Source organism: Vibrio sp. 1580 (genome assembly GCF_033340055.1).
In genome coordinates this window covers 1-802 of sequence record NZ_JAWOVT010000190.1, presented here as the reverse complement: position 1 = coordinate 802, position 802 = coordinate 1, and the positions used below count along the sequence as shown (strand labels likewise).

The 802-nt window shown below is 45.5% G+C and carries 1 protein-coding gene; it reads left to right on the top strand.

All coding sequences use genetic code 11. The features are described 5' to 3' along the window. Nucleotides 1-33: 33 nt before the first annotated feature. Nucleotides 34-802: YjiH family protein (locus tag R7093_RS24935; RefSeq protein WP_318146981.1), on the top strand; the 769-nt coding region annotated here is incomplete at its 3' end.

The following is an 802-nucleotide window of genomic DNA, read 5'->3' as shown; positions in this document are numbered from 1 at the left end:
GCGAGTATTGACTAGTAGTAACACGAGAAAACTATGCATAACAACACCAATGCTACTGAAGCTCCTAAGGGCAACTTTTGGATGTTCTTCATTCCATCCTTAATCGGTCTTCTGCTGTTTATGGCGCCTATTTCTTACAATGGCGACCTCACTATCCCTGTTGCAGTCATGGCAAAAGTCATTCCTGCCTTACTTGGCGATGCACTTATTGCTATCGTTACCGCTATTATCGCTTTCATGGCTGTCGCTTCTGTTCTTTGTAAAATTTTCAAGCCAGCAGCGATCCTTCGTAACGGTTTCTTAAACGGACTTTTCAACCCGTCTCCACTTTGGCTTGTTGTTCGCCTAATCGGTGGTGCTGCGGTATTGATGACGTTCTTCCAAGTAGGTCCAAAAGCGATTTGGGAAGAAAACACGGGCGGCCTTGTTTTAACTGGTCTTCTACCAACGCTATTCGCAGTATTCATTTTTGCTGGCCTTCTGCTTCCTCTACTACTTAACTTCGGTCTTCTAGAGCTATTTGGCGCGCTATTAAGTAAAGTAATGCGTCCAGTATTTAACCTACCTGGCCGTAGTGCGATCGACTGTATGGCATCATGGTTGGGTGATGGCAGTGTGGGCATCCTACTGACAAGCAAGCAGTACGAAAACAAGTTCTACACTCAACGTGAAGCGGCAGTTGTTGGTACAACGTTCTCAGCGGTATCGATCACATTCAGCTTAGTTGTTATTGCTCAGGTTCAACTTGAACACCTGTTCCTACCTTTCTACGGAGCTATCTGTTTAGCAGGTATCGTGGCTG